Raw genomic sequence first — 357 nt, 5'->3', positions numbered from 1 at the left:
CCTCTTTTATTAATAAAAACATTCCCGCGTAATCTAGACTTAGCTGACACCTACTGTCTCTCATCCTTCTTCTTTTGATATGGTCTTGAATAATATTCAGCAGCCGATTTCCGCAACTCCTCGTACAATCTATCTTGCCGTATGTCCATATCTTTCGACAGGATATTCAACAGGCCAACTACGACTATCGAAACATCCATTCCAGTTCTCCCCAGCATACCCGTCACACGATCAGCCAATTTATCAAATCTCTGATCTATATGATTTACGATATTGCTGCCATCTATCAACTCCGATCTATATGCTTCTTCTGTATAAGCACGCATCATATCCGTGTAGACTTCGATCAAATCTTTA

1 protein-coding gene is annotated in these 357 nt (G+C 40.1%); it reads right to left on the bottom strand.

All coding sequences use genetic code 11. The annotated features are described in order from the left end of the window. Positions 1–50 precede the first annotated feature (50 nt). A partial coding sequence (locus tag D3105_RS34885; protein ID WP_165891154.1) for a hypothetical protein occupies positions 51–357 on the bottom strand: 307 nt, incomplete at its 5' end.

Source organism: Streptomyces globisporus, from assembly GCF_003501885.1.
In the GTDB taxonomy this organism is placed as follows: Bacteria; Actinomycetota; Actinomycetes; order Streptomycetales; family Streptomycetaceae; genus Streptomyces; species Streptomyces globisporus_D.
Note: the sequence above shows the minus strand (reverse complement) of the source record. Positions and strands in the feature narration are given on the sequence as shown.